The 23,586-nt window shown below is 68.7% G+C and carries 20 protein-coding genes and 1 tRNA gene; 3 read left to right on the top strand and 18 right to left on the bottom strand.

All coding sequences use genetic code 11. The annotated features are described in order from the left end of the window. Position 1 precedes the first annotated feature (1 nt). From OP79_RS30970 to pgsA, 7 genes are all read right to left on the bottom strand, one after another. The gene (locus OP79_RS30970; RefSeq protein ID WP_033324912.1) at positions 2-754 is read right to left on the bottom strand and encodes a YebC/PmpR family DNA-binding transcriptional regulator; all 753 of its coding nucleotides are present in this window, start codon (positions 752-754) and stop codon (positions 2-4) included. A gap of 48 nt (positions 755-802) precedes the next feature. Continuing rightward, the gene (gene pdxT, locus OP79_RS30965; RefSeq protein ID WP_033324911.1) at positions 803-1,411 is read right to left on the bottom strand and encodes a pyridoxal 5'-phosphate synthase glutaminase subunit PdxT; all 609 of its coding nucleotides are present in this window, start codon (positions 1,409-1,411) and stop codon (positions 803-805) included. 6 nt (positions 1,412-1,417) lie between these two features. Further along, positions 1,418-2,332, bottom strand: a complete 915-nt coding sequence (pdxS, locus tag OP79_RS30960; RefSeq protein WP_033324909.1) for a pyridoxal 5'-phosphate synthase lyase subunit PdxS — start codon at positions 2,330-2,332, stop codon at positions 1,418-1,420. 130 nt (positions 2,333-2,462) lie between these two features. Then, positions 2,463-3,005 (bottom strand): hypothetical protein, encoded by a 543-nt coding sequence (locus OP79_RS30955; protein WP_033324954.1) that lies wholly within the window; start codon positions 3,003-3,005, stop codon positions 2,463-2,465. Positions 3,006-3,218: 213 nt separating this feature from the next. Then, positions 3,219-4,379, bottom strand: coding sequence for a glycosyltransferase family 4 protein (locus tag OP79_RS30950; protein WP_033324907.1), 1,161 nt, complete (start codon positions 4,377-4,379; stop codon positions 3,219-3,221). Then, positions 4,376-5,299 carry a phosphatidylinositol mannoside acyltransferase gene (locus tag OP79_RS30945; RefSeq protein ID WP_051745051.1) on the bottom strand — a complete coding sequence of 308 codons (924 nt, stop codon included), beginning with the start codon at positions 5,297-5,299 and terminating at the stop codon, positions 4,376-4,378. Before OP79_RS30945 ends, OP79_RS30950 begins: the two co-directional genes overlap by 4 nt. Continuing rightward, a complete protein-coding gene (gene pgsA, locus OP79_RS30940) occupies positions 5,296-6,102 on the bottom strand; it encodes a phosphatidylinositol phosphate synthase (protein WP_245685509.1) in 807 nt (268 codons plus the stop codon). Before pgsA ends, OP79_RS30945 begins: the two co-directional genes overlap by 4 nt. Positions 6,103-6,354: 252 nt before the next feature. On the opposite strand from pgsA, the gene OP79_RS30935 reads away from it, so the two are divergent. Beyond that, positions 6,355-8,553 carry an elongation factor G-like protein EF-G2 gene (locus OP79_RS30935; RefSeq protein WP_033324905.1) on the top strand — a complete coding sequence of 733 codons (2,199 nt, stop codon included), beginning with the start codon at positions 6,355-6,357 and terminating at the stop codon, positions 8,551-8,553. A gap of 169 nt (positions 8,554-8,722) precedes the next feature. Beyond that, complete coding sequence (locus OP79_RS30930) at positions 8,723-10,384, top strand: hypothetical protein (RefSeq protein WP_033324904.1); 1,662 nt, start codon at positions 8,723-8,725, stop codon at positions 10,382-10,384. Between the two features lie 121 nt (positions 10,385-10,505). Here the strand turns inward: OP79_RS30930 and OP79_RS30925 are convergent, their stop codons facing one another. The 4 genes from OP79_RS30925 to OP79_RS30910 all read right to left on the bottom strand — a co-directional run bounded on the left by OP79_RS30925 (position 10,506) and on the right by OP79_RS30910 (position 15,016). Then, the gene (locus OP79_RS30925; protein ID WP_033324902.1) at positions 10,506-11,069 is read right to left on the bottom strand and encodes an HIT family protein; all 564 of its coding nucleotides are present in this window, start codon (positions 11,067-11,069) and stop codon (positions 10,506-10,508) included. Positions 11,070-11,147: 78 nt separating this feature from the next. Further along, positions 11,148-13,124, bottom strand: coding sequence for a threonine--tRNA ligase (thrS, locus tag OP79_RS30920; protein WP_033324900.1), 1,977 nt, complete (start codon positions 13,122-13,124; stop codon positions 11,148-11,150). 96 nt (positions 13,125-13,220) lie between these two features. Continuing rightward, on the bottom strand, positions 13,221-14,453 hold the full coding sequence (locus tag OP79_RS30915) for a hypothetical protein (RefSeq protein ID WP_033324899.1): 1,233 nt from the start codon (positions 14,451-14,453) through the stop codon (positions 13,221-13,223). Next, positions 14,450-15,016, bottom strand: coding sequence for a DUF4365 domain-containing protein (locus OP79_RS30910; protein ID WP_033324951.1), 567 nt, complete (start codon positions 15,014-15,016; stop codon positions 14,450-14,452). The genes OP79_RS30915 and OP79_RS30910 overlap by 4 nt, the downstream gene beginning before the upstream one ends. Before the next feature lie 178 nt (positions 15,017-15,194). Between OP79_RS30910 and OP79_RS30905 the strand changes: the two genes are divergently transcribed. Then, positions 15,195-15,920 carry a 3'-5' exonuclease gene (locus OP79_RS30905; RefSeq protein WP_033324897.1) on the top strand — a complete coding sequence of 242 codons (726 nt, stop codon included), beginning with the start codon at positions 15,195-15,197 and terminating at the stop codon, positions 15,918-15,920. 71 nt (positions 15,921-15,991) lie between these two features. On the opposite strand, the gene OP79_RS30900 is transcribed toward OP79_RS30905, so the two are convergent. The 7 genes from OP79_RS30900 to OP79_RS30870 form a co-directional block, all read right to left on the bottom strand. Continuing rightward, positions 15,992-16,063: transfer RNA gene (locus OP79_RS30900), tRNA-Val, on the bottom strand. 39 nt (positions 16,064-16,102) lie between these two features. After that, positions 16,103-16,561: an SRPBCC family protein gene (locus OP79_RS30895; protein ID WP_033324895.1), complete on the bottom strand. Its 459-nt coding sequence runs from the start codon at positions 16,559-16,561 to the stop codon at positions 16,103-16,105. Between the two features lie 101 nt (positions 16,562-16,662). Further along, positions 16,663-19,413 (bottom strand): exo-rhamnogalacturonan lyase family protein, encoded by a 2,751-nt coding sequence (locus OP79_RS30890; RefSeq protein WP_033324893.1) that lies wholly within the window; start codon positions 19,411-19,413, stop codon positions 16,663-16,665. 94 nt (positions 19,414-19,507) lie between these two features. Further along, positions 19,508-20,107 (bottom strand): hypothetical protein, encoded by a 600-nt coding sequence (locus tag OP79_RS30885; protein WP_033324892.1) that lies wholly within the window; start codon positions 20,105-20,107, stop codon positions 19,508-19,510. Between the two features lie 10 nt (positions 20,108-20,117). Next, positions 20,118-21,017 (bottom strand): carbohydrate ABC transporter permease, encoded by a 900-nt coding sequence (locus tag OP79_RS30880; protein ID WP_033324890.1) that lies wholly within the window; start codon positions 21,015-21,017, stop codon positions 20,118-20,120. Next, on the bottom strand, positions 21,014-22,015 hold the full coding sequence (locus OP79_RS30875) for a carbohydrate ABC transporter permease (protein WP_033324888.1): 1,002 nt from the start codon (positions 22,013-22,015) through the stop codon (positions 21,014-21,016). The genes OP79_RS30880 and OP79_RS30875 overlap by 4 nt, the downstream gene beginning before the upstream one ends. Continuing rightward, the gene (locus tag OP79_RS30870; RefSeq protein ID WP_033324887.1) at positions 22,015-23,304 is read right to left on the bottom strand and encodes an ABC transporter substrate-binding protein; all 1,290 of its coding nucleotides are present in this window, start codon (positions 23,302-23,304) and stop codon (positions 22,015-22,017) included. Before OP79_RS30870 ends, OP79_RS30875 begins: the two co-directional genes overlap by 1 nt. Between the last annotated feature and the right edge of the window lie 282 nt (positions 23,305-23,586).

Here is a 23,586-nt window from a genome sequence, read left to right as displayed (position 1 = left end):
GCTACGCGCTGGCCTTCTCCATGACCTCGTCGCTCACGTCGAAGTTGGCGAAGACGTTCTGCACGTCGTCGCTGTCCTCCAAGGCGTCGATCAGCTTGAAGATCTTCTTGGCGCCTTCCTCGTCCAGCTCGACCTGCATGGTCGGGACGAAGTTGGCCTCGGCGGAGTCGTAGTCGATGCCGGCGTCCTGGAGGGCGGTGCGGACCGCGACCAGGTCGGTGGCCTCGCTGAGCACCTCGAAGGACTCGCCCAGGTCGTTGACCTCCTCGGCGCCCGCCTCGAGTACGGCACCCAGGACGTCGTCCTCGGACAGCTCGCCCTTGGGGACGATGACGACGCCCTTGCGGTTGAAGAGGTACGAGACGGAGCCCGGGTCGGCCATCGAGCCGCCGTTACGGGTCATGGCGACGCGTACGTCGGAGGCGGCGCGGTTGCGGTTGTCGGTGAGGCACTCGATGAGCACCGCGACACCGTTCGGCCCGTAACCCTCGTACATGATGGTCTCGTAGTCGGCGCCACCGGCCTCGAGACCACCACCGCGCTTGATCGCGGAATCGATGTTCTTGTTCGGGACCGACGACTTCTTCGCCTTCTGCACGGCGTCGTACAGCGTCGGGTTGCCGTCCAGGTCCACGCCGCCCATGCGGGCCGCGACCTCGATGTTCTTGATCAGCTTCGCGAAGAGCTTGCCGCGCTTGGCGTCGATCACGGCCTTCTTGTGCTTCGTCGTGGCCCATTTAGAGTGGCCGGACATCTGCCTGTCTCCTTCGCGTAACCCATCTCTGTCCGAACGCCAGAGATCCTACAAGGACTCCGCTGCACGGTCCGCGCGCACCATGTCGACAAACAAACCGTGCACGCGGTGGTCGCCGGTCAGTTCCGGGTGGAACGACGTGGCGAGCGCGTTGCCCTGGCGTACGGCGACGATGTGGCCGTCGTGCTCGGCGAGCACCTCGGTCTCGGCGCCGACGGACTCGACCCAGGGGGCGCGGATGAAAACGCCCTCTACAGGATCGCCCTCAACGCCCTTCACGTCGACGGCCGCTTCAAAGGATTCGTTCTGCCGTCCGAAGGCGTTGCGGCGCACGATCATGTCGATGCCGCCGATGGTCTCCTGGCCCGAGCGCGGATCGAGGATCTTGTCGGCGAGCATGATCATGCCGGCGCAGGTTCCGTAGACGGGCATTCCGGCCCGCACGCGCGCGCGGAGGGGCTCCATCACCCCGAAGAGGACGGCCAGCTTGGAGATGGTGGTGGACTCGCCGCCGGGGATGACAAGGCCGTCGACCTCGGCGAGTTCCTCGGGGCGCCGCACCGCCCTGGCCTCGGCATCGGCCGCGGACAAGGCGATGAGGTGCTCCCGTACGTCGCCCTGGAGGGCCAGGACTCCTATGACGGGTGCTTCGGTCATGGGTGCTTACCAGCCGCGGTTCGCGTAGCGCTCGGCCTCGGGGAGGGTGTCGCAGTTGATGCCGACCATGGCCTCGCCCAGGTTGCGGGAGGCATCCGCGATGATCTTGGGGTCGTCGTAGAAGGTGGTGGCCTTCACGATGGCGGCGGCGCGCTTGGCCGGGTCGCCCGACTTGAAGATGCCGGAGCCGACGAAGACGCCCTCGGCGCCGAGCTGGCGCATGAGCGCGGCGTCGGCGGGGGTGGCCACACCGCCGGCCGAGAACAGCACCACCGGGAGCTTGCCGAGTTCGGCGACCTCCTTGACGAGCTCGTACGGGGCGCGGAGGTCCTTGGCGGCGGCGTACAGCTCGTTGTTGTCGTAGCCCTTGAGGCGGGCGATCTCGTTCTTGATCTGACGCAGGTGGCGGACGGCCTCGACGACGTTGCCGGTGCCGGCTTCGCCCTTGGAGCGGATCATGGCCGCGCCCTCGGCTATGCGGCGCAGGGCCTCGCCCAGGTTGGTGGCGCCGCAGACGAACGGCGTGGTGAAGGCCCACTTGTCGGAGTGGTTGACCTCGTCGGCCGGGGTGAGGACCTCGGACTCGTCGATGTAGTCGACGCCGAGGGACTGCAGGACCTGGGCCTCCACGAAGTGGCCGATCCGCGACTTCGCCATCACCGGGATGGACACGGCCTCGATGATGCCCTCGATCATGTCCGGGTCGGACATGCGGGCCACGCCGCCGTCCTTGCGGATGTCCGCCGGGACCCGCTCCAGAGCCATGACGGCGACGGCTCCCGCGTCCTCGGCGATCTTCGCCTGCTCAGGCGTGACGACATCCATGATCACGCCGCCCTTGAGCTGCTCGGCCATTCCGCGCTTCACGCGCGCGGTGCCGGTTTCGGGGGCCTGGGCGGAGTTGGAGAGCGTGCTCGACACGGGTTGACCTCACTCAGTGAAAGAGGGTTTCTGCAAACACCGAGGAAACGCGAGGGGACCAGGCCACAGCAAGGGCCAATGGGGAGCCGGTGGCATGTTTTTCGGCTCCCGCTGCCCTTACCTCGATCGATTACCCCGACCGATCCACCAACGCCGCCGGCGGCTCGTCGTCCATTTCGAAGGCCAGAGGGAACGGCGCATGGCCGGCCAGCCGGAACCAGCGGACCTTGCGGTGGCGGCGCAGGGCGCGGGCGGCGCGTACGGAGTCGTTGTGGAAGCGGCGGGCCATCGGCACCCGGCGGACCGCCTGGGCGAGTTCGCCGGCGGCCGCCTCGCCGCCGGGGGCCTCGCGCACCGCCTCGACCTGCTGTGCCTCCCCGAAGACGGCCCGCAGGGCCTGGCTGAGGTCGCTCTCGGCGACCTCCCGCTGCTCCTCCTCGGCCTGCCGAGCCGCGTGCGCCGCTTCGTAGAGCACGATCGAGGCGGCCGGATCGAGCACTCCGGAAGTGGCCAGTTCCTGTGCGACCGACGCACGCCGCAGGAGTTGCGCGTCGAGGGCGGCACGGGCGGCGTCGATCCGGGCGTGCAGCCGGTCGAGTCGGCCCGCGGTCCAGCTCAAGTAGAGGCCGATCGCCACAAGGGCGACCACGATCCAGATCAGGGTGGAGGTCACGGGCGCACAGGCTACCGCCCAGTTGATTGTGCGCCGGAGGGGCGCTACAGCCGGCGCCGAGGGTGTGGGCGGGAAACGTCCCACGTCCCTGACGGCTGTCTGCGCGCCGATCTCGGCGTCGAACACCGGACCGGACGCGCAGCTCCTCCTCGGCCGCCAGAGACATCGTGGCGCCCTCCTGCGGCACCTCCCGCAGGTTGGGGCCGTTCCCTCTCAGTCCCGCGCCAACCCGAACCGCGCCCGCAACCCGCTGCGTTCGTCGGCGGCGACCGCGGCGGCCCCGTCCGTGACCGTCTCGTACACGGAGAGGATGTCCGCCCCGACCGTCGACCAGTCGAAGCGCCGTACATGCGCGCTGCCCCGCTTACGCAACTCCGCGCGGCGCCCGGGGTCAGCGAGCAGCCGTACCGCGGAGGCCGCCAGCGCGTCCGCGTCCTCGTTGGCGAACAGCTCGCCCGCCGCACCCTGGTCGAGGACCTGCGCGAAGGCGTCGAGGTCGGAGGCGAGCACGGGCGCGCCCGCCGACATGGCCTCGACGAGGATGATCCCGAAGCTCTCGCCGCCGGTGTTGGGGGCGACGTACAGGTCGACGCTGCGCAGGAACCGCGCCTTGTCCTCGTCGCTGATCATGCCGAGGAACTCGACACGGGCACGCAGCTCCTTGGGCAGCGACTCGACGGCCTCCTTCTCGTCACCGCGACCGGCCACCAGGAGACGCGTCCCCGGCCGTTCGGCGAGGATCTTCGGGAGGGCCTTCATGAGGACCGGCAGGCCCTTGCGGGGCTCGTCGATGCGGCCGATGAAGCCGATCGTCTCCCCCTGCCACTCGGCCTTGGGCTCGGCCTTCTTGAAGAAACCGACGTCGACGCCGTTCGGGATGACGACCGCGTCGCCGCCCAGGTGCTCGACGAGCGTGCGCCGCGCGTACTCGCTCACGGCGATTCGCGCGCTGATCTTCTCGAGGGCCGCCTGGAGGATCGAGTACGCGGCGACCATCGCCCGGGAGCGCGGGTTGGACGTGTGGAAGGTCGCGACGATGGGGCCCTGTGCGGCCCAGCAGGCCAGCAGGCCGAGCGACGGCGAGGCCGGCTCATGGATGTGGATCACGTCGAACGTGCCGTCGTGCAGCCAGCGCCGCACCCGCGCGGCCGACAGGAACCCGAAGTTGAGCCGGGCCACCGAACCGTTGTACGGCACCGGAACCGCGCGGCCCGCCGACACGACGTACGGCGGCAGGGGGGTCTCGTCGTCCGCAGGAGCGAGTACGGACACCTCGTGCCCGAGGCGGATGAGGTGCTCGGCCAGATCACGGATGTGGAACTGGACGCCGCCGGGGACGTCCCAGGAGTACGGGCAGACGATGCCGATCCTCACGGGCGCTCCCCGTCGGACGGCTCGGGGCGGGGTTCCAGGTCAGCGAGCCACAAGCGCTGGAGCATGTGCCAGTCCTCCGGATGTTCGGCGATACCCGTGGCGAAGGCGTCGGCCAGCGCCTGCGTCATGACAGACGTCTTCTCAGTCCGGGTACCTGTCTCGGGGACATCAACCGGAGGATGCACACGGCCCCGCATCACGGGCGAGCCGTCGAACCAGAGCGTCACCGGCAGCAGCAGGGCGCCCGTCTGCTGGGCGAGCAGCGCCGGGCCCGCGGGCATCCGTGTCGGCTCGCCGAAGAACTTCACCTCGACTCCGGAGGCGGACAGATCGCGGTCCGCGACCAGGCAGACCAGGCCGCCGTCGCGCAGCCGGCGGGCCAGCGTGCCGAACACGGACGCGTCGTGCGCGAGCACCTCCATGCCGAGGCCCTCGCGATAGGCGACGAAGCGGTCGTACAGCGTCTCCGGCTTGAGCCGCTCGGCGACCGTGGTGAAGGGTGTCTCCAGCTTGGTGGTGACCCAGGCGCCGGCGAGGTCCCAGTTGCCCAGGTGCGGGAGCGCGAGGATGACGCCCTTGCCAGATGCGAGCCCGTCGGTCAGATAGTGCAGGTCCTTGCCGGTGAAGCCGCTCTTGATGCGCTCACTGCTCCAGGCGGGCAGCCGGAAGGACTCCATCCAGTAGCGCAGATACGAGCGCATGCCCGCCCTGGAGAGCTCGGCGAGCCGCTCGGGGGTCGCGTCGGGCACCACGCGCGCGTAGTTGGATTCCAGCCGGCGTACGCCCTTGCCGCGCAGCTTCCAGGTGATGTCGGCGATGGTCCTGCCGAGCCGTACGGCGACGGGCTCGGGGAGCTTCTTGACGGTGCTCCAGCACAGGGCGTACGCGCCGTCCATCAGCCGTTCACGCAGACCGCTCACGATGTGGCCTCGCTGCTCCGTGAGCCGGCCTGTGGGGCGCTCTCCGGACCCGGGTCCCGGCCGTTGTCCTTGCCGCTGTCCCGGCCCTCCTGCCGGTCGCCTTCCTGGCCGGGCGCGGCATCCGCCTCCGCGGCCTCCTTGCGCACCGTGACAACCCGCTGGATCAGCGTGACGACGCTGCCGACGGCGACGATCCACAGGGCGATGGGCAGCAGTACGTGAATGCCGGGTACCCCGAAGGTCTCGAAGCCCGCAAGACCGGCCGCGACCAGCGAGATCACCAGGCGCTCGGCCCGCTCGACGAGGCCGTTGACGGCGACGGGCAGGCCGATCGACTCACCACGGGCCTTCGTGTACGAGACCACCTGGCCGCTGGCCAGGCAGAAGATCGAGACGGCGCACAGGACGTTGTCGTCGCCGCTGCCCGCGTACCAGAGCGCGAAGCCACCGAAGATCGCGCTGTCGGCGACACGGTCGAGGGTCGAGTCCAGGAAGGCGCCCCAGCGGCTGGAGCGGCCCATCTGGCGGGCCATGTTGCCGTCGACGAGGTCCGAGAAGACGAATAGCGTGATGACGATCGTGCCCCAGAAGAACTCGCCCCTGGGGAAGAAGACCAGCGCGCCCGCGACCACTCCCGCCGTGCCCAGGAGTGTGACCGTGTCGGGGCTGACGCCGCGGCGGATCAAAAACGCGGCGAACGGTGTGAGAACACGCGTGAAGAAAGCACGCGCGTACTTGTTCAGCATGGCCTTCCCGAGGGTCGGTGTGGCCGCGCGGCCCCTGTTGGCCACCGGCTGGCCCATCGTAGCCACGCGCGCGCGTGGGCGACGGGGCCAGGTCGGCCCGCACCCGCCACCGCGCCGCTCGCGGCCACGCGCGCATAGCTGCGGACGGGACCCGGAGCGCACGATCGCGTCCGTTGTATGGACGTGCCGTGACCTGAGTGGAAAGCTCGAAAGGACCGCGGGCGTCACCGGAGCCGCCAACCGCACGCGGCACGCGGGTCCGCATGTCCGCGCCCACACATGACCTCACCGTGCACGGGAGGCAAGGCCATGGGCGACAAGGCGAACGCACACCCCGGAGCCGCCGGCAGGGCTACGGCGGCCGACCACCCCGCGTCCGTACGGAATGTGGTGCTGGTCGGCCACTCCGGATCGGGCAAGACGACTCTGGTGGAAGCTCTCGCGCTGACAGCGGGAGCGGTGAACAGGGCGGGCCGCGTGGAGGACGGCGGCACCGTCTCCGACTACGACGAGATCGAGCACCGGCAGCAACGGTCGGTGCAGCTCTCCCTGGTGCCCGTCGAATGGGGCGGGTGCAAGATCAATGTTCTGGACACTCCCGGATACGCCGACTTCGTCGGGGAGCTGAGGGCCGGTCTGCGAGCGGCGGACGCGGCCCTTTTCGTCGTCTCGGCCTCGGACGGGGTGGACGGCTCGACCCGCATGGTGTGGGAGGAGTGCGCGGCGGTCGGTATGCCGCGGGCCATCGTGATCACCCACCTCGAAGCGGCCAGAGCCGATTTCGACGAGATGACGCGGACCTGCGCGGGGGCCTTCGGCGCCGACGACCCGGACGCCGTACTGCCCCTGTACCTGCCGCTCCACGGAGCGCCGGCCCCCGACGGGCACGCGCCCGTGACGGGTCTGATCGGGCTGCTCTCGCAGAAGCTGTTCGACTACTCCTCCGGAGAGCGCAAGGAGTCCGAACCGGGCCCCGACCAGCTGCCGCTCATCGATGAGGCCCGCAACAGGCTGATCGAGGGCATCATCTCCGAGAGCGAGGACGAGACCCTCATGGACCGCTATCTCGGCGGCGAGGAGATCGACGTCAAGACGCTCGTACAGGACCTGGAGCGGGCCGTGGCGCGCGGGGTCTTCTTCCCGGTGCTGGCCGCCGCGCCCGCGGCCGAGGGCGCCCGTCAGGGCCTGGGCACGGTCGAGCTGCTGGAGCTCATCACCGGCGGCTTCCCGACCCCACTGGAGCCTGCGGCTCCCACGGTCACCACTCCGGACGGCAAACCGCGCGAGATCAAGGCCTGCGACCCGAACGGGCCGCTGGTCGCCGAGGTCGTGAAGACGGCGAGCGACCCCTATGTGGGCCGGATCTCCCTCGTACGCGTCTTCTCGGGCACCCTTCGGCCCGACCAGACGGTGCACGTCTCCGGGCACGGGCTCGCCGATCGCGGGCACGAGGACCACGACGTGGACGAGCGCGTCGGCGCCCTGTCCGCGCCGTTCGGCAAGCAGCAGCGCACCCTCTCGCACGCCATCGCGGGCGACATGGCGTGTGTGGCCAAGCTGAACCGCGCCGAGACCGGCGACACGCTCTCGGCCAAGGACGACCCGCTGCTCATGGAGCCGTGGGAGATGCCCGACCCGCTGCTGCCGCTGGCCATCCACGCGCACAGCAAGGCGGACGAGGACAAGCTCTCGCAGGGCCTGAGCCGACTGGTCGCCGAGGACCCCACGATGCGCCTGGAACAGAACCAGGACACCCACCAGGTGGTTCTGTGGTGCCTGGGCGAGGCCCACGCGGACGTCGCCCTGGAACGGCTCCGCAACCGGTACGGCGTCCAGGTCGACGTCGTACCGCACAAGGTCTCCCTACGGGAGACGTTCGCCGCCAAGTCGGCCGGGCGCGGCCGTCATGTGAAGCAGTCCGGCGGGCACGGTCAGTACGCGATCTGCGAGATCGAGGTCGAGCCGCTGCCCGGCGGCTCCGGCATCGAGTTCGTCGACAAGGTCGTCGGGGGCGCCGTGCCGAGGCAGTTCATCCCCTCCGTCGAGAAGGGCGTGCGCGCCCAGGCCGCCAAGGGTGTGGCCGCGGGATACCCGCTCATCGACGTACGGGTGACGCTGCTCGACGGCAAGGCGCACTCGGTGGACTCCTCGGACGCCGCGTTCCAGACCGCCGGCGCGCTCGCCCTGCGCGAGGCCGCCGCCGACGCGAAGATCCATCTCCTGGAGCCGGTCGCCGAAGTGTCGGTCCTGGTCGGCGACGACTACGTGGGCGCCGTGATGAGCGATCTGTCGGGGCGGCGAGGCCGAGTCGTCGGCACCGAGCAGGCGGGCGGCGGGCGGACGCTCGTACGGGCCGAGGTCCCCGAGATCGAGATCGACCGGTACGCGGTCGACTTGCGCTCCCTCTCGCACGGCACCGCACGGTTCAGCCGGCGTTACGCGCGCCATGAGCCGATGCCCGCACACATTGCGGAGAAGATCCGCGAACAGGCCCAGGACTCCCCCTAGTTGATCTCCCGTAGGGTCGGCGGACAGCTTGGGCTGTCCGCCGACGATTGTCGGTCCTGGCGGCTACTCTGAGAACCTGATCAAGACGACGACCTGATCAACAGGTGTGCGGAGTACGGAAGTCGGGAAAAGCCGCAGCAGCGGAGCAAGGCGGCGATGGGGGCGGTCAGTGGCGGACGACGGATTCGATTTCAGGCCCGGGGCACAGATTCCGCTCCAGGGTGCCGCGGGACAGACGGCGGCGACGTTCGCCCTGGCCTCGGCGGCGTATCGCGACGGCCCCGTCGACAAGATCCTCGAAGCCAACAGCGAATGGCACAAGTCAACTGTCAAGCCGGGCCTCAAGTGGGCGACGATCTTCAAGCCGAACCTGGGCGAGGCGTTCGCGCGGGCCGTGCAACTGAGGATGCTGGGCGGTGCGCGCAAGCCGCTCATCCAGTCGTTCGGCACGGAGCCGCAGGTCGTCGTCGAGCACTGCCTGGCGGCGAACCGCATCCGCAAGGAGCGTGACAGCTGGCTCACCGCCGTGATGGTGCTGACCGGTCTGATCTTCCTGCCCGGTCTGCTCGTCTGGCTACTGGTCTTCCAGATCCGCCGGACGATCGACAAGACCACCGACAAGCGTGCCTCCGCCCTCGCCACCGCCCTCCTGGTCGGCGTGGCCGCCCTCGCCGTGATCTTCCTGATCCGGATGCCGTTCACCGGCTTCTGGGCCTGGTACGCGCGCGCGGCGGTCGTCGCACCCGTCCTCGGCTGGTTCTGGGCGAGGCAGATCTGCGAGCGTACGGCGAAGGACATGCGCGAGCGCTGGGGCAGTCTGCTGGCCGGCGGCGGCATCGGCGCCAAGATCCCCGAGGCGGTGCCCGGCAGTCCAGGTGAGACCGCGGCCGAGCGGCTGCGCCAGGGGCTGGCCCGGCTCACCGCCGAGCAGCAGTCCAACTCCGTGTTCTACGCCGGGCCCAAGGGCATACTCGGCATGGGTACGCGCTGGGGCAGCTGGCATCTCGCCGAGGATCTGGTCCCCGCCGACGCCAACAAGGAGATCCACCCCTTCCGCAGCTGGGACGTCATACGCTCGATCCAGGACCAGTTGCGCATGCTGGAGCGCGGGCCGCTCAACACCGGTGGTTTTCCCAAGCCTTCGATACGGCACTGGGTGGTCACGCCGATCGGTGAGGGCGCCAAGGAGGTGTCCCGGCCGGGGGGTACGGACGTGGACGCGTACCAGATCAAGAACCACGCCATCCAGGACATCTGCAACAAGCAGCAGTTCGGCAGCGGTGACCGGCACTACCTCGGGGTCCAATGGACGCTCTGGGACGGCCAGTTGATCATCACGATGCTGATCACCGTGACCGTGCTGCACGAGACCTTGCGGATCGAGGTCACCGGTCATGCCCTGGGGCCCGTGCACTCCCTGTTCACCTCGAAGCCCGAGGCCAAGACGAAGGAAGTCGCCAAGACGGTCAAGTTCTGGGAGACGACGGAGCGGAAGCTGCCGCTGGTCGAGACGGACGAGGTGGTACGGCTCGCGGTGCGCGCCCCCTTCACCTGGTATCCGCCGATCCTCGACTGGCTGGGTGGCAAGCTGATCCTCCCCGAGCCCTTCGGCCTGCGCCACGCCTGGGCCGCCAAGCCCTGGCGCCACCGCTTCATGGCCGACGACGCCCTGCGCGCCGCGACACCCGTCCTACGCGTGGTCCACGCCGCGGCCATCCGCGTCCTCGACGAGAACGGCGTGAACACCGAAAAGTTCGGCACCCGCTCGGCGTTCCTGAGCACCCAGGTCCAGGACGCGGCCCCGAGCAAAGCAGATGTGTACGACGCGTAGGCGTCCAGCGGTGTACCGCGCCCCGTAAGGGGCGCGGGGCTGTGGCATATGCGGCTCCGCCGCGGGGCGCGATCAGCCACGGCGGACCCGCAGCATCCGCACCTCCCCTACGCCCGGCCGGCTAGGCCCCCGTAGGCCACGCCTCCGCAAGCATCTTCCGCGTATCCGCAAGGAGTTGAGGCAGGATCCTGGTGTGCCCGACGACCGGCATGAAGTTCGTGTCGCCGCCCCAGCGAGGCACGACATGCTGGTGGAGGTGAGCGGCGATACCCGCGCCCGCGACACCACCCTGGTTCATGCCGATGTTGAACCCGTGCGCCCCGGACGCGGCGCGCAGAGCGGCCATCGCCTGCTTCGTCAGCTCGGCGAGCTCCGCGGTCTCCTCAGCGGTCAGCTCGGTGTAGTCCGCGACGTGACGGTAGGGCACGACCATCAGGTGGCCGCCGTTGTACGGGTACAGGTTGAGCACCGCGTAGACCTGCTCCCCCCGCTTGATGACGAGCCCGTCCTCATCGGACTTGGCCGGGATCGAGCAGAACGGGCAGCCGTCGTCGGCACCCGGGCCGCTGGGCTTGTTCTCGCCCTGGATGTACGCCATCCGATGGGGCGTCCACAAGCGCTGGAACGCGTCCTGCGTCCCCACCCCGATCTGCTGCTCCGGCTCACTCGTCATGTGGTGCAGCATATGGCTTCACACACCATGCACGGCAAAGGCCCCCGGGGAAAACCCGGGGGCCAGAACCTCGCTACGGCAGGGCCGGAATCACACCTGGACCCGGCGCTCCACCACATCCACGAGCTTCGCCAGTGCCTCATCCCGCGGAATGCCGTTCTCCTGTGAACCGTCGCGATACCGGAACGACACGGTCCCCGCGTTCATGTCGTCGTCGCCGACAATGATCATGAACGGAACCTTCAGCTTCTGCTGCGTACGGATTTTCTTCTGCATCCGGTCCGAGGAGGCGTCCACCTCGACCCGCAGCCCCTTCTTCTTCGCCTCGGCGGCGAACTCCTGGAGGTACGGCACATGCGCGTCCCCCACCGGAATCCCCACCGCCTGCACCGGAGCCAGCCACGCCGGGAACGCCCCCGCGTAGTGCTCAAGGAGCACCGCGAAGAACCGCTCGATAGACCCGAAGAGCGCCCGGTGGATCATGACGGGCCGCTGCTTGGAGCCGTCGGGCCCGGTGTACTCCAGCTCGAAGCGCTCCGGCAGGTTGAAGTCGAGCTGGATCGTCGACATCTGCCAGGTGCGGCCGATGGCATCGCGCGCCTGGACGGAGATCTTCGGCCCGTAGAAGGCGGCGCCGCCCGGGTCCGGGACCAGCGGGAGGCCCTGCTTCTCGGCCACCTGCCGCAGCGTCTCGGTGGCTTCCTCCCACGCCTCGTCCGAGCCGACGAACTTGGTCTCGTCCTTGGTCGACAGCTCCAGGTAGAAGTCGGTCAGGCCGTAGTCGCGCAGCAGGTTCAGCACGAAGGTCAGCGTCTTGTCGAGCTCGTCGGCCATCTGCTCGCGCGTGCAGTAGATGTGCGCGTCGTCCTGGGTGAAGCCGCGCGCCCGGGTCAGACCGTGCACGACGCCCGACTTCTCGTACCGGTACACCGTCCCGAACTCGAAGAGCCTGAGCGGCAGTTCACGATACGAACGTCCGCGCGCGTCGAAGATCAGGTTGTGCATCGGGCAGTTCATGGGCTTCAGGTAGTAGTCCACGCCCTCGTCGAGCTGCATGGGTGGGTACATACCGTCCGCGTACCAGTCCAGGTGCCCCGAGGTCTCGAAGAGCTTCCCCTTGGTGGCGTGCGGGGTGTAGACGAACTCGTACCCCTCTTCCTCATGGCGCCGCCGCGAGTAGTCCTCCATGACCCGGCGGATGACACCACCCTTGGGGTGGAAAACGGCCAGGCCCGACCCGATCTGCTCAGGGATCGAGAACAGATCCAGCTCGTTGCCCAGCTTGCGGTGGTCGCGCTTCTCTGCCTCGGCAAGGAACTCGAGGTGCGCCTTCAGCTCGTCCTTGGACGGCCAGGCGGTGCCGTAGATGCGCTGAAGCTGCTTGTTCTTCTCGCTGCCGCGCCAATACGCCGAAGCGTTGCGCATCAGCTTGAACGCCGGGATGTTCCGGGTGGTCGGCAGGTGCGGACCCCGGCAGAGGTCCTTCCAGCACAGGTCGCCGGTCTTGGCGTCGATGTTGTCGTAGATCGTCAGCTCGCCGGCGCCCACCTCGACGTCCGCGCCGTCGTCCGAAGAAGCCGAGCCCTTCAGCCCGATGAGCTCCAGCTTGTACGGCTCCGAGGCCAGCTCCGCGCGCGCGGCCTCGTCGGTCACCACACGCCGCGAGAAGCGCTGACCGCGCTTCTGGATCTCCTGCATCTTCTTCTCGACGGCCTTGAGGTCCTCGGGCGTGAACGGCTTCTCCACGTCGAAGTCGTAGTAGAAGCCGTCCTTGACCGGCGGGCCGATGCCCAGCTTGGCCTCGGGGAAGAGCTCCTGCACGGCCTGCGCCATGACGTGCGCGGTGGAGTGCCGCAGGATGTTCAGACCGTCCTCGGAGGAGATCTCGACGCTTTCGACGGTCTCGCCGTCCTTCACCTCGTACGCGAGGTCCTTCAGCTCGCCTGCCACACGCGCGGCGACGATGGTGCGCTCTCCGGCGAAGAGTTCGGCGGCCGTAGTGCCCGTCGTCACCACGCGCTCTTCCCGCTCGGAATCGCGTTGGATGATCACACGGACGTCTGACACCGGTCTCTCCTGACTGAAGGGTGAGTGCGGGCGCAACCGCGCGCGCAGACAGGAATCGTACCGAGGCCGGGGCACCCACCGCGAAACCGTCCCGTCTCAGTCCCCGCCACACGCCTCTTCAAAGAAAGCCGTGATCTCCGCGGTCTCCTGCAACGACTTCATCAACCGGTCCCGCTCCGCGTCGTCCACCTGCACGGGCGCGACCCCGGACGCCCCGGTCAGCCGCCGGAAGCCGCCCCGGCTCTCCAGCCGCCCGTGCACCCGCACCGGCAGCCCCACCAGGTGGGCATGGCCCGCGATCCGGTATGCCTCCTCGTCGAGCGTCATCCGTACGTGCGGGACCTCCGCGCCCGCGATGACCCGCAGCCGTACGGTGCCGTCACCGCTCGGTGCCGACCTGCGCATCCGCACCACCGTGCCCGTGATCCGCACCGCCACGGACGGCTCCTCGCGCAGATAGCGGGCGCCGGCCTCGCGCAGCACGGGCAGGTCGCCGGGGGAGAACTCGACGGGTTCGGCGGGAGTCGCGCAGCCCTCGGGGACTCCGGCGGCGGGCGCCCACTCGACGGCGATCCGGGCGCCCTCGGTGCCCTTCACGAGGGCCACGAGAGCCTCCGTGAGCTCATAGCTGACGCCCGCCTCGACGGCACCGTCGAAGGCGTCCATGCCGCCGGTGGCGCGCTGGTAGTCGATGGCCTCGCGAGCCGCGTACACCGCCTGGTGGAGCCGGACTGCGAGCGGCCGGCCGGTGGCGACGGGCACGAAGGCGGTGAGCTGACGGCCGCCCGGCGCGGCCCCGACGAGCACGTTCTCCAGGGACGCGGCGGCGGGCCTGCGGTGCCGGGCGCCGTAATAGCCCGCACGCGCGCGTGCCGCGAGGGCGCCCGCCAGGAGCATGTGGCGGGCGGCCTTGCGCAGCTGCTCCTCCACGGTCCACGCCGCGGCGCCCACGGGCCCGGTGGGCACGTCGCGCCACCAGCGGATCTCGTCGCTGGGCACAGCGAGGCCGACCAGCACGTCGCGCGCGGAGGGCGAGCCACTGCGCGCAAGGGCGACGAGGGCCTCGCCGAGGAGGTCCTCGCTGTCGGGGAAGGCCCGGCTCTCCGGCACGAGCAGGCTGGTGCCGGCGCCGCCGGGCCCGGGTGGGGTCCAGCGGCCGTACCGTCCGGCGACTCCGCCGCGGCGCTGCCAGCCGTGCCGGTGCAGCAGCGCGCTGAGGACGGCGGGGTCGACCTGGTCGGGCCTGGGCGGCTGGTCCCACTGGGCCGGTGCCTCCACCGGGTGGGGCCTCACCGGTCGTACGGGCTCGTCGGTCGGGCGGTGCGTCACGGTCTGCCTCCGGTTCCGACCCGCGTCATGATCTCGCAGAGTGCCCGGTCGTCGAAGATGCGCGAGGTCGGTATCCGCACGGTGGTCCTGCGCCGGCCGGTTATCCGATGGCCTGCGAGGTTGATCCAGTAGCAGCAGTGCCGCAGGTCGAGCCGGTCGTGGCTGGCGCGCAGCCAGTCGTCCTGGGACCTGGGCACGAGCATCACGACCAGGATCTTGTGCACCGAGACCGGACTGCGGGCGAGCTTCTCCAGGTGGGCGTTGTCGAGCGTGAAGGAGAAGGCCGTGCCCGGGGGGTTCGGCGGGATCTGGTACGTGCACTTGAGCTGCACCTTGATGGTGACTTCGTCGTCGACCGTGTGCCCGGGGGCGCTGTGGCTGACGTGCCAGTCGATACCGTTGTCCGGAAAGGGCTGGGACAGGGAACAGCCCGCGGCTGCCGCGACCGCGTGCAGATAGCCGACCTGCAGTGTCTCCATGCAGGCGGTGGTGGCGAGTGTGCCGCGATGCGGTGGTGTCCGCTGAGGCAGCAGCCCGCCCTGTTCGGGCTGCGCGATGGCCATCTCCAACAGCCTTCCGAAACCGGTGAATCCCCGCGACGGGCCGCTGAACTGCAAAGACCCGTATCTCTGTTGTCTCCTCCCGGCGTACGGCGCAAACAGTGCGGGTATCACCGAATCGGGCAGAGGGCGGCGCGGACGGTGCGTCAACTGCCGAGGGTGAATGAGGAGTTGCGTGCGTATGACGTGCTGGTACGAGGGGCCACTTGCCGCGTTCGACACCGAGACGACGGGTGTGGACGTGGAGACCGACCGGATCGTGTCGGCCGCCGTCGTCGTCCAGGACGCTCCCGGAGGCCAACCGCGGGTGAGCCGCTGGCTGGTCAATCCGGGCGTTCCGGTGCCCGAAGCGGCAACGGCGGTACACGGTCTGACGGAGGATCACCTGCAGCGCAACGGCCGTTGGCCGTCGCCGGTGATGGACGAGATAGTCAGAGAGCTGGCCGAGCAGAGCGCGGCGGGACGCCCGCTCGTGGTGATGAACGCGCCGTTCGATCTGACGCTGCTCGACCGGGAGTTGCGCCGGCATCGGGCGTCGTCGCTGGACCACTGGTTCGAGACCGTGCCCCTGCGCGTGCTCGATCCACGGGTCCTCGACAAACACCTGGACCGCTACCGCAAGGGCCGCCGCACGCTGACCGACCTGTGCGCGCACTACGGCGTGGAGCTGACGGGCGCCCATGACGCGGCGGCCGACGCGCTGGCCGCGATGAATGTCGTACGGGCGGTGGGACGGCGTTTCGCGGCCCGCCTGGAGCGGCTGTCGTCGGCCGAACTGCACACGCTGCAGGCGGTGTGGCACGCGGCGCAGGCCCGCGGCCTGGAGGCGTGGTTCGCGCGCAGCGGCACGGAGGAGGCGGTCGACCCGGCGTGGCCGCTGCGTCCGGAGCTCCCTGCGGCGGCGTAAGCCCAGGAGAAGCGCCCTGGCCCTGACATGCGAAAAACCGGTCCGTCTTGGACGGACCGGCTGTCTCCGGGTGGGCGATACTGGGTTCGAACCAGTGACCTCTTCGGTGTGAACGAAGCGCTCTCCCACTGAGCTAATCGCCCGGGAACGCACTGAACCATACAGGTCGAGCGGGGTTCTCATCAAACCTGTTGATGATTCCCGCCCAGGTACGCGGCCAGCCCGCGCCGTCCCGCGCGCATCATCAGCGCGTGGTTGGCGCGGAACGCCGGCCGCCCCGGCACGGCGAGTCGCCGCAGCAGGGGCTTGGTCACGTGGACCTCCTGGTCGTAGCGGGCGCACGTGCCGGGATCGTCGGAGGTGAGCGTCCAGCGTGCCCAGCCGTCCACGTCGCCCGTCATCGCGATCTCCAGGACCCCGGCCGCCCGGTCGCGGCGCACCTCCCGCGCGGTGAACACCAGGTCGTACGGGAGCAGCGAGCGGATGCGGATGGTCCCGCTGCGGTCGTCGATCCGCGTCACCTCACGCACCTGCGGCCACCACCGGGGGTAGTTCTCGGCGTCGGCCAGCACGTCGTACACGTCGTCGGCCGGGGCACCGAGTACCCACAGACTGCGGAAGCGGTAGTACGTCCAGTCCATGGCCCGAGTCTGCCCACTCCCCCAGTGGTTGCCTCCCGCACTCGCCGGTCGTTGCGCGCGGCGAGTGCGGGAGGAGCTGGGAAGGTTGCGTCAGGCGACCGTCATGACGGGATCTTGTCGCCGACCAGCGCCAGGTTCTGGATCGCCGCAAGGCCGTACAGCGCCGTCGCGTTGGTGGACACCCACGCCGCCTCGCTGCCGGGCACCAGGGCGGTCGGGCCCTCGATCTTCTTCGTGGACCAGTCCGTGGACTCCTTGTAGTCCCAGGGGTCGGCGCTGCTGTAGAACTGCCGCCACGCACGCGCGGCCAGCTTGTCGTCCTTCAACTGCACGGCGGCGTAAGCGTCTTGGCGTGAGTGGCCCTGGAAGAGCAGCAGGTTGCCGAAGTTGGAGCCGTAGCGGGCGGCCTGTTCCGCCTTGGTGGCGTTGAAGTAGCGGCAGTAGTCGAGCCACGCCTCCTTGAACTTCGGCATGTCGATCTGGTCGATGAGCTCGGCGTTCAGCTCGACCAGACCGAACATCGCCGACAGGTGCGAGACGCTGACCTTGGCCTCCTTGTCCACGGCGAACTTGCCGGTGTCCAGGTCGTACAGCGCGTTGCCCTGGACGAAGCCGTTGGGCTGGGCGGCGATGGTCTCCATCGTGGACAGAACCCTGGCCTTGGCCTTCTCCCACTTGGGGCCGCGCCGTTCCCACTCGGTGAGCCAGGCGGAGACGAGTCCGCTCCAGTCCGTGCCGAAACCGATCGACAGCGCGTTCCGGTCGGGCGTGTACGGCTCGGTGCGGATCTTACGGATGGGGTCGAGGACGAGGAACGTCTCGTCGGAGTCGACATTGGCGTGCATGAGGTCGCCGACGCGTTCGTCCGCGGTGAGGAAGTAGTAGTAGCGACGGTAGGTGGTGTTGGCGATGCGCTGCTGCTTGGCGCTGTCGGCGTAGTGCTGGACGCCGTGGCGGGTGCCGAGGCCCGCCCATTTGCCGAGGTGGTAGACGTCGACCTCGCCGGTGTGGCGGGTCATGGCCTCGGCGAAGCGGAAGATGTCGGCGCGGCCGGAGCGCATGTACGCGAACCAGAGCCACAGGTCGGGCGAGAGTTCGGAGTTGTCCCAGGCGTAGCCGCCGACGTCGTAGCACCACTGGTGGCGGCTGGGGTCATAGCTGTGCATGATGTCGCCGTAGTCCCAGAAGCCGTACCAACGGCGCATCTCCACCTGGTCCTTGTAGTAGGTGAAGAGGAAGTCGAGGTGGTCCTCGATCTTCGCCTTGGCGGCGGTGGAGCGGTCCGGCTCGGCGAACAGCTTGCCGAAGACGCCTGCTTTGATGAGCTGTTTGGGCGGGGCGGCGAGCTGCGGCGGAGTGCGTACGGCCTCGACCTGCTTGGCCATTGCCTCTGCGCTGGGTGTGGACTCGTGGGCCCAGAAAAGGAGTTCGCTGGTGCGGGCGATGCCGTAGGGCGTGCCGAAGCCGGGCTCGTAGTCCTCGTAGGTGATGTTGAGGCCTTCGAGCTGTTCGGGGTACGTGTCCTGGCCCATGCCGTCGTGGTAGAAGCGCAGGTCCATGGGCTGCGCCTCGGGCGACCAGAGCCAGAGCGTGACCTCGGCCTCGTCGGTCTGGGCATCGCGGATGTCGAGCTGGGCGGGGAACTTCTCCCAGAAGTCCCTGAGGCCGAAGGCGAATCCACCGCTCGCGCCACCGACGTACCCGAAGCCGCTCGCCCGACGGCCGCCGCCTGCAGGGATCCAGCCGTGGCCCTTCTTGGTGCGCTTGCGGACGCCGAAGCCGTCGGCCGAGAGCTGCGAGAGGGTGTAGTCACCCCACTCGGGGATGTATTGCAGCCGGGTGGTCACCCGCTGGTCCCAGGTGGACGGGTCGGGCAGCTTCTTGCCCTCGAACTGGGCCGTCCGCACGGCCGCCCCCGGGTCGCGCCGCAGCCCTGTGATGCCCTTGACCGCCTCGCGCAGCAGACCGGTGCCCTCGCCGCCGATGCGGATGTGCCGGTCGTACGCGGCGTCCCTCATCGGCACCTTGAAGCGCACACCGATGCCGCGGATGAAGTCGCCGCTCGCCTTGCCGGGCTCCTGCTTCCCGTCGAACGTGATCGTGTGCACCATGCGGAACGACTCGGCACCCGCGTAGAAGTAGAGCCGGACCGAGAACGGCAGCCAACTCCGGCCACCCTTACGGTGCTTGCCGTCGATGCGGACTACGGCACGTACCGGCCCGTCCTGCTCGACCTCCACCTCGCCGATGACGCTCTCGAACCGCTCGTACTTCTCCGCGCCCTGGTCGCCGTCCTCGATCTCGGGCTGGCGCAGCAGTACGAGCCGGCCGTCCTTGGCGATCTCGGTGGAGCCGCGGGTGACGGACTTGACGAGCGTGGAGCCGCTCTTGCCGATCTTCGCGGTGATGACACCGGTCGATATGTCGATGGTGCCGCCGCTCTTGTCGACGGTGACCTTCTTCTCGGGCGCCGCGGGCGCACCGGCGGCGAGCGTCAGCTTCCCGGCACCGACTCCGGTTCCGACCGCGTGCGCGGTCCACTTCAGCGAGCCGTCCGGCCAGTAGCCGATGGGCCAGGACTGGACCGGCATCTCCTTGCCGTCGGCGTCCTTCAGCGCGAACGTCTGGTCCTTCTCGTACGCGCCCTTCGGCCAGGGCACGCCCACGGTGGAGCCGGGGGCGGCGCCGAGGCCGCCCTCCTCGAGCCAGTCCAGGGTCACCGGGTCGGCGTCGCCCGGCTCGGCTCTGGGCGCGGCCTGCGCGTCTTGTGTGCCCAAGGCCCAGCTGAACTGGGCGGCGGCGCCGGCGACTGCTGCGGCCTTGAGGAGGGACCTGCGGGGGATGGGAGCCATCGAAATCAGCCTTTCCTTTCCGTGCGGGGAAGTCAGGGGCATGACAGAGAGAGGTACGACGCCGGGGCGCCGACCTTGTTCGAGTTGCGGCCGCTCAGTGGCGTCGGCCGCGCGCCTCCACGGCGAGAGCCGCCGCCGCGACGGCCCCCAGGACGGGGACCGCCAGCGGCGCGACGAACCAGGCGGAGCAGGCCACCACGACCAGTCCGCCGACGAGCAGGAAGGACCCGGCAGGGTCGAGGACAGTACGGCGTCCGGCGGCCCCGAGCAGCACCCGCCACGACGCCCCGGGCTCCCAGACCGCCGCCGCACGCATTCCGGCGACGGCCAGTCCGATCAGGGCGAACATCCCGACGGCGCCGACGAACGGCCCGCCGGGGATCCCGGCCCGTACGGCCTGCACATCTACCCAGACCGCGACGGCCGCGCCCCAGCCGGCGACGCCGACGACCCACCCGCGGTGCACGGCCGCCCGGAAGTCGGCGACGAACTCCCGCCAGCCGCCGCCCTGATGCTCCGTACGCCGCCGCAGATGCCGCGCCCCGGCGGCGAACGCGGCCGGGTAGGTGACCAGGGGCAGCGAGGCCACCGCAATCCATACGCCCGTCAGCAGGCACTCGGCGAAGAGCGCGAACCGCTCGGCGAAGACGGACTCCCGCGGCGTACCGCGTGTCTTGGCAGATGCCTGGCTCATCCTGCGCACCTCAGCCCTTCAGACCCGACGTCGCCATACCGTCGATCAAGTAGCGCTGGAAGGCCATGAAGAAGGCGAGCACCGGCAGGAGGGCGACGAGCGACATGGCGATCATGCCGCCGTAGTTCGCAAGGCCTTCCTGGTCGACGAACATCTTCAGGCCGAGCGAGACCGTGTACTTGTCGGGCTCGTTGAGGTAGATCAACGGGCCCATGAAGTCGTTCCAGGAGTTGATGAAAGTGAAGATCGCGCTGGTGATCAGCGCCGGGCGGCACAGCGGGAGCACGATCGACCAGTAGATGCGCAGGTGGCCGCAGCCGTCGAGGCGGGCCGCCTCGTCGAGTTCCTTGGGCAGGTTGCGCATGAACTGCACCATCAGGAAGACGAAGAACGCCTCGATGGCGAGGTACTTGCCCAGCAGGAGCGGCGTGTACGTGTTGATCATGTTCATGTTGCGGAACAGCACGTACTGCGGGATGAGCAGCACGTGGTACGGCAGCAGGAGTGTGCCGATCATCAGCGTGAACATCAGGTTGCGGCCCGCGAACTTGATCTTCGCGAAGGCGTACGCGGTCAGCGAGCACGAGATCACGATCCCGATCACCGAACCGACCGCGAGGAAAAGCGAGTTGAGGAAGAACGTGGAGATCGAGATGTCCGCGATGCCCTCGGTGAGGCCGGTGTAGTTGGAGATGATCGGGGAGCTGGGGAAGAGGTCCAGGCTGCCGACGATGTCTTCGCTCTTCTTGAAGGATCCGCCGATGACCCAGATCACCGGGTAGAGGATGACGGCGAGGATCGCCAGGGACCCGATGTGCCAGGCGAGCGAACCGGGCAGCCTGCGCCGGAAGTTGCCCGCCTTCGTCGACTGCCCCTGAGCCGGCGTGATCTCTGTGACCTGCGCGCTCATGAGGCGCCCTCCTCGTAGTGCACCCAGCGCTTCTGGGACCAGAACAGCACCGCCGTCACCAGGGCGACCGCGACCAGCAGCATCCAGGCCATGGCGGAGGCCAGGCCCATCCGGCTGTTCTCGAAGCCCTGGACGTAGAGGTAGCAGGTGTAGACCATCGAACCGTCCGCGGGACCACAGGCGTTGCCTCCGGCTCCGCCGCCGACGATGTACGCCGAGCTGAAGATCTGGAAGGAGTGGATGGTCTCCAGAAGGACGTTGAAGAAGAGGACCGGGGAAATCATCGGCAGCGTGATGTTCCAGAACCGCCGCAGCTTGCCCGCTCCGTCGACCTCGGCCGCTTCGTACAACTCCTGCGGGACCTGCTTGAGGCCGGCCAGGAAGATGACCATGGGGGCGCCGAACTGCCAGACGGTGAGCGCCACCAGGCTGTAGATGATCATGTCTGGGTCGCCGGTCCAGCCGCCGACGTTCACGCCGAAGATCTTCTGCGTACGGTCGACGATGGCGTCGTCCGAGAAGATCGCCTTCCAGACGATGGCGATGGAGACGCTCGCCCCGATCAGCGACGGAGCGTAGAAGGCGGCCCGGTAGAAGGCCTGTCCGCGCCGCTTCTGGGCGAGGAGCAGGGCCACACCGAGGGCGATGAGCAGCTTGAGCGGCGTACCGACGATGACGTACCAGATCGTCACCTGCACCGAGTGACGCCAGCGCGGGTCGCCGAACATCTCGGAGAAGTTGTCGAGGCCGATCCACTTGGGCGAGTCGAACAGGTTGTAGTCGGTGAACGCGAAATAGAGCGAGGCGACCATCGGGCCCGCTGTGAGCAGCAGGAATCCGGCGATCCAGGGGGACATGAAGAGATAGCCGGCCAGGTTCTCCCGGCGGCCCCGCCGCTTGAGTTCGGCGGGGCGCGGGGATTTCACCGGACCGTGCCGCGGCTCGGAGTCCTTGGACAGGCCCTCCATCGCAGGGGCGTGTGTCACGGTGGTTCCCATCAGCTGCTGAGAGCCGTCTTCGACTCGGTGAAGAACTGCTTGACGGCGTCGTCCACCGACCGCTTGCCCAGGCCGAGTTCCTCACCGAGGCGCAGGAACGCTGCCTCGCAGACGTCCGCGCCGCTCGGGTGCGGGGTGATGGGCTCCAGGACGCCCGCCGCGACGAGGGACTCCTCGTAGGCGGCTATCTCCTTGTTGACCGGGTCGGTCGGCTTGAAGGCGTCGTACTGGGCCTGCGTCGCGGGCACACCTCGGTCGTAGCCCATGATCTTGGCGACCTCCGGGTCGTGCACCATGAAGTCGATGAACTGGGCGACTTCCTTGGGGTGCTGGGTGCGCTTGGAGGCGCTGAGCATGAGAGAGCCGAGGTACTGGCCGGTCTTCTTGCCGTCCGTGGTCGGGATGGGCGCCAGGCCGTATTCGCTCTTGCCCTCGGAGGTGTAGCGGACGGTGAAGTTGTCCCAGGTGAACTCACCGCCCGAGAGCTCGGCGGCGACCGCCGACTTGGGCTTGATCTGGGCGATCTTCTTCTGGTTGGCGTAGATGCCGTCGTCGACTGCCTTCTTGGCCTTGGTCCACCATTCCTTCAGGTCAGCTTCCGTGAACCCGAGCCCGTCCTCCGTGAAGAACGCCTTCCCGTTCTGGCGGAGGTAGAGGTCGTAGAGGTACATGACGTTGTACGGGCCGGTGTCACCGGCACGCCCCGCCTTGTCGCGGATCTTCTTCATCGCCGCGTCGAAGTCGTCCCAGGTCCAGCCCTGCTCCGGCTTCACGCCGGCCTTGGTGTAGACGGGCTTGTCGATGACCAGGGCCATCGAGTTGGAGCCGACCGGAACACCGAGCAGCTTGCCGTCGATCTCGCCGAACTTCTCCAGGCCGGCGCGGAAACCGTCCATGGAGAGGTTGCCCGCCTTGACCTGCTCGCTGAGATCGAGCAGCACATTCTTCGCGTCGTATTTGCGTAGGAATCCGATGGCGTTCTGGAAGACATCGGGCGGATTGCCGCCGGAAGCCTGGGTATTGAACTTCTTCCAGAAGTCCGGGTAAACCTGGAAGTCCGTTTTCACCTTGATCTTCGGGTACTTCTTTTCGAAGAGCTTGACGGTCTCATTGATCCGCTTGGCTCGGTCTTCAGCGCCCCACCACGCGTAACGGATCGTCACCGTCCCGTCCCCGGCGCCGCTGCCGTCCCCGCAGGCGGTCGCCGTCGCCCCCAGCCCCAGCGCGGCCACTGAGGCTCCCCCCGCCTTAAGGATCGTTCGCCTCTCAACTTTTCTGTCCTGCTGCATGGTTGAGCCTCCCCGCGACGTTGCGTCCGCCCCATGAATCGTTTCAAGTAAGCGCTTGCTGGCACAAGTTACGGAGGCCCTCCGGGCGCGTCAATGACTCGGACAGGAATTGATGTGGACGGGGTCGCTCGCGCGACGGCACGAACGGGGGTGGTGGGGCTGGAGTGTTGGACGACTGTGCAGGTGGGGTGGGTGAGGTCGACCGGTCGAACGGTGGGCGGCTTGCCGAAGTTGGGGAGGGTGAGGAGGGAAGTCAGAGGCGGGGTGGGGAGTTGACGGATG

It is taken from the genome of Streptomyces yerevanensis (assembly GCF_000716805.1).
In the GTDB taxonomy this organism is placed as follows: domain Bacteria; phylum Actinomycetota; class Actinomycetes; order Streptomycetales; family Streptomycetaceae; genus Streptomyces; species Streptomyces flaveus.
The sequence above is the reverse complement of the archived record's forward strand: the minus strand, read 5'-3'. Positions and strand labels throughout refer to the sequence as shown.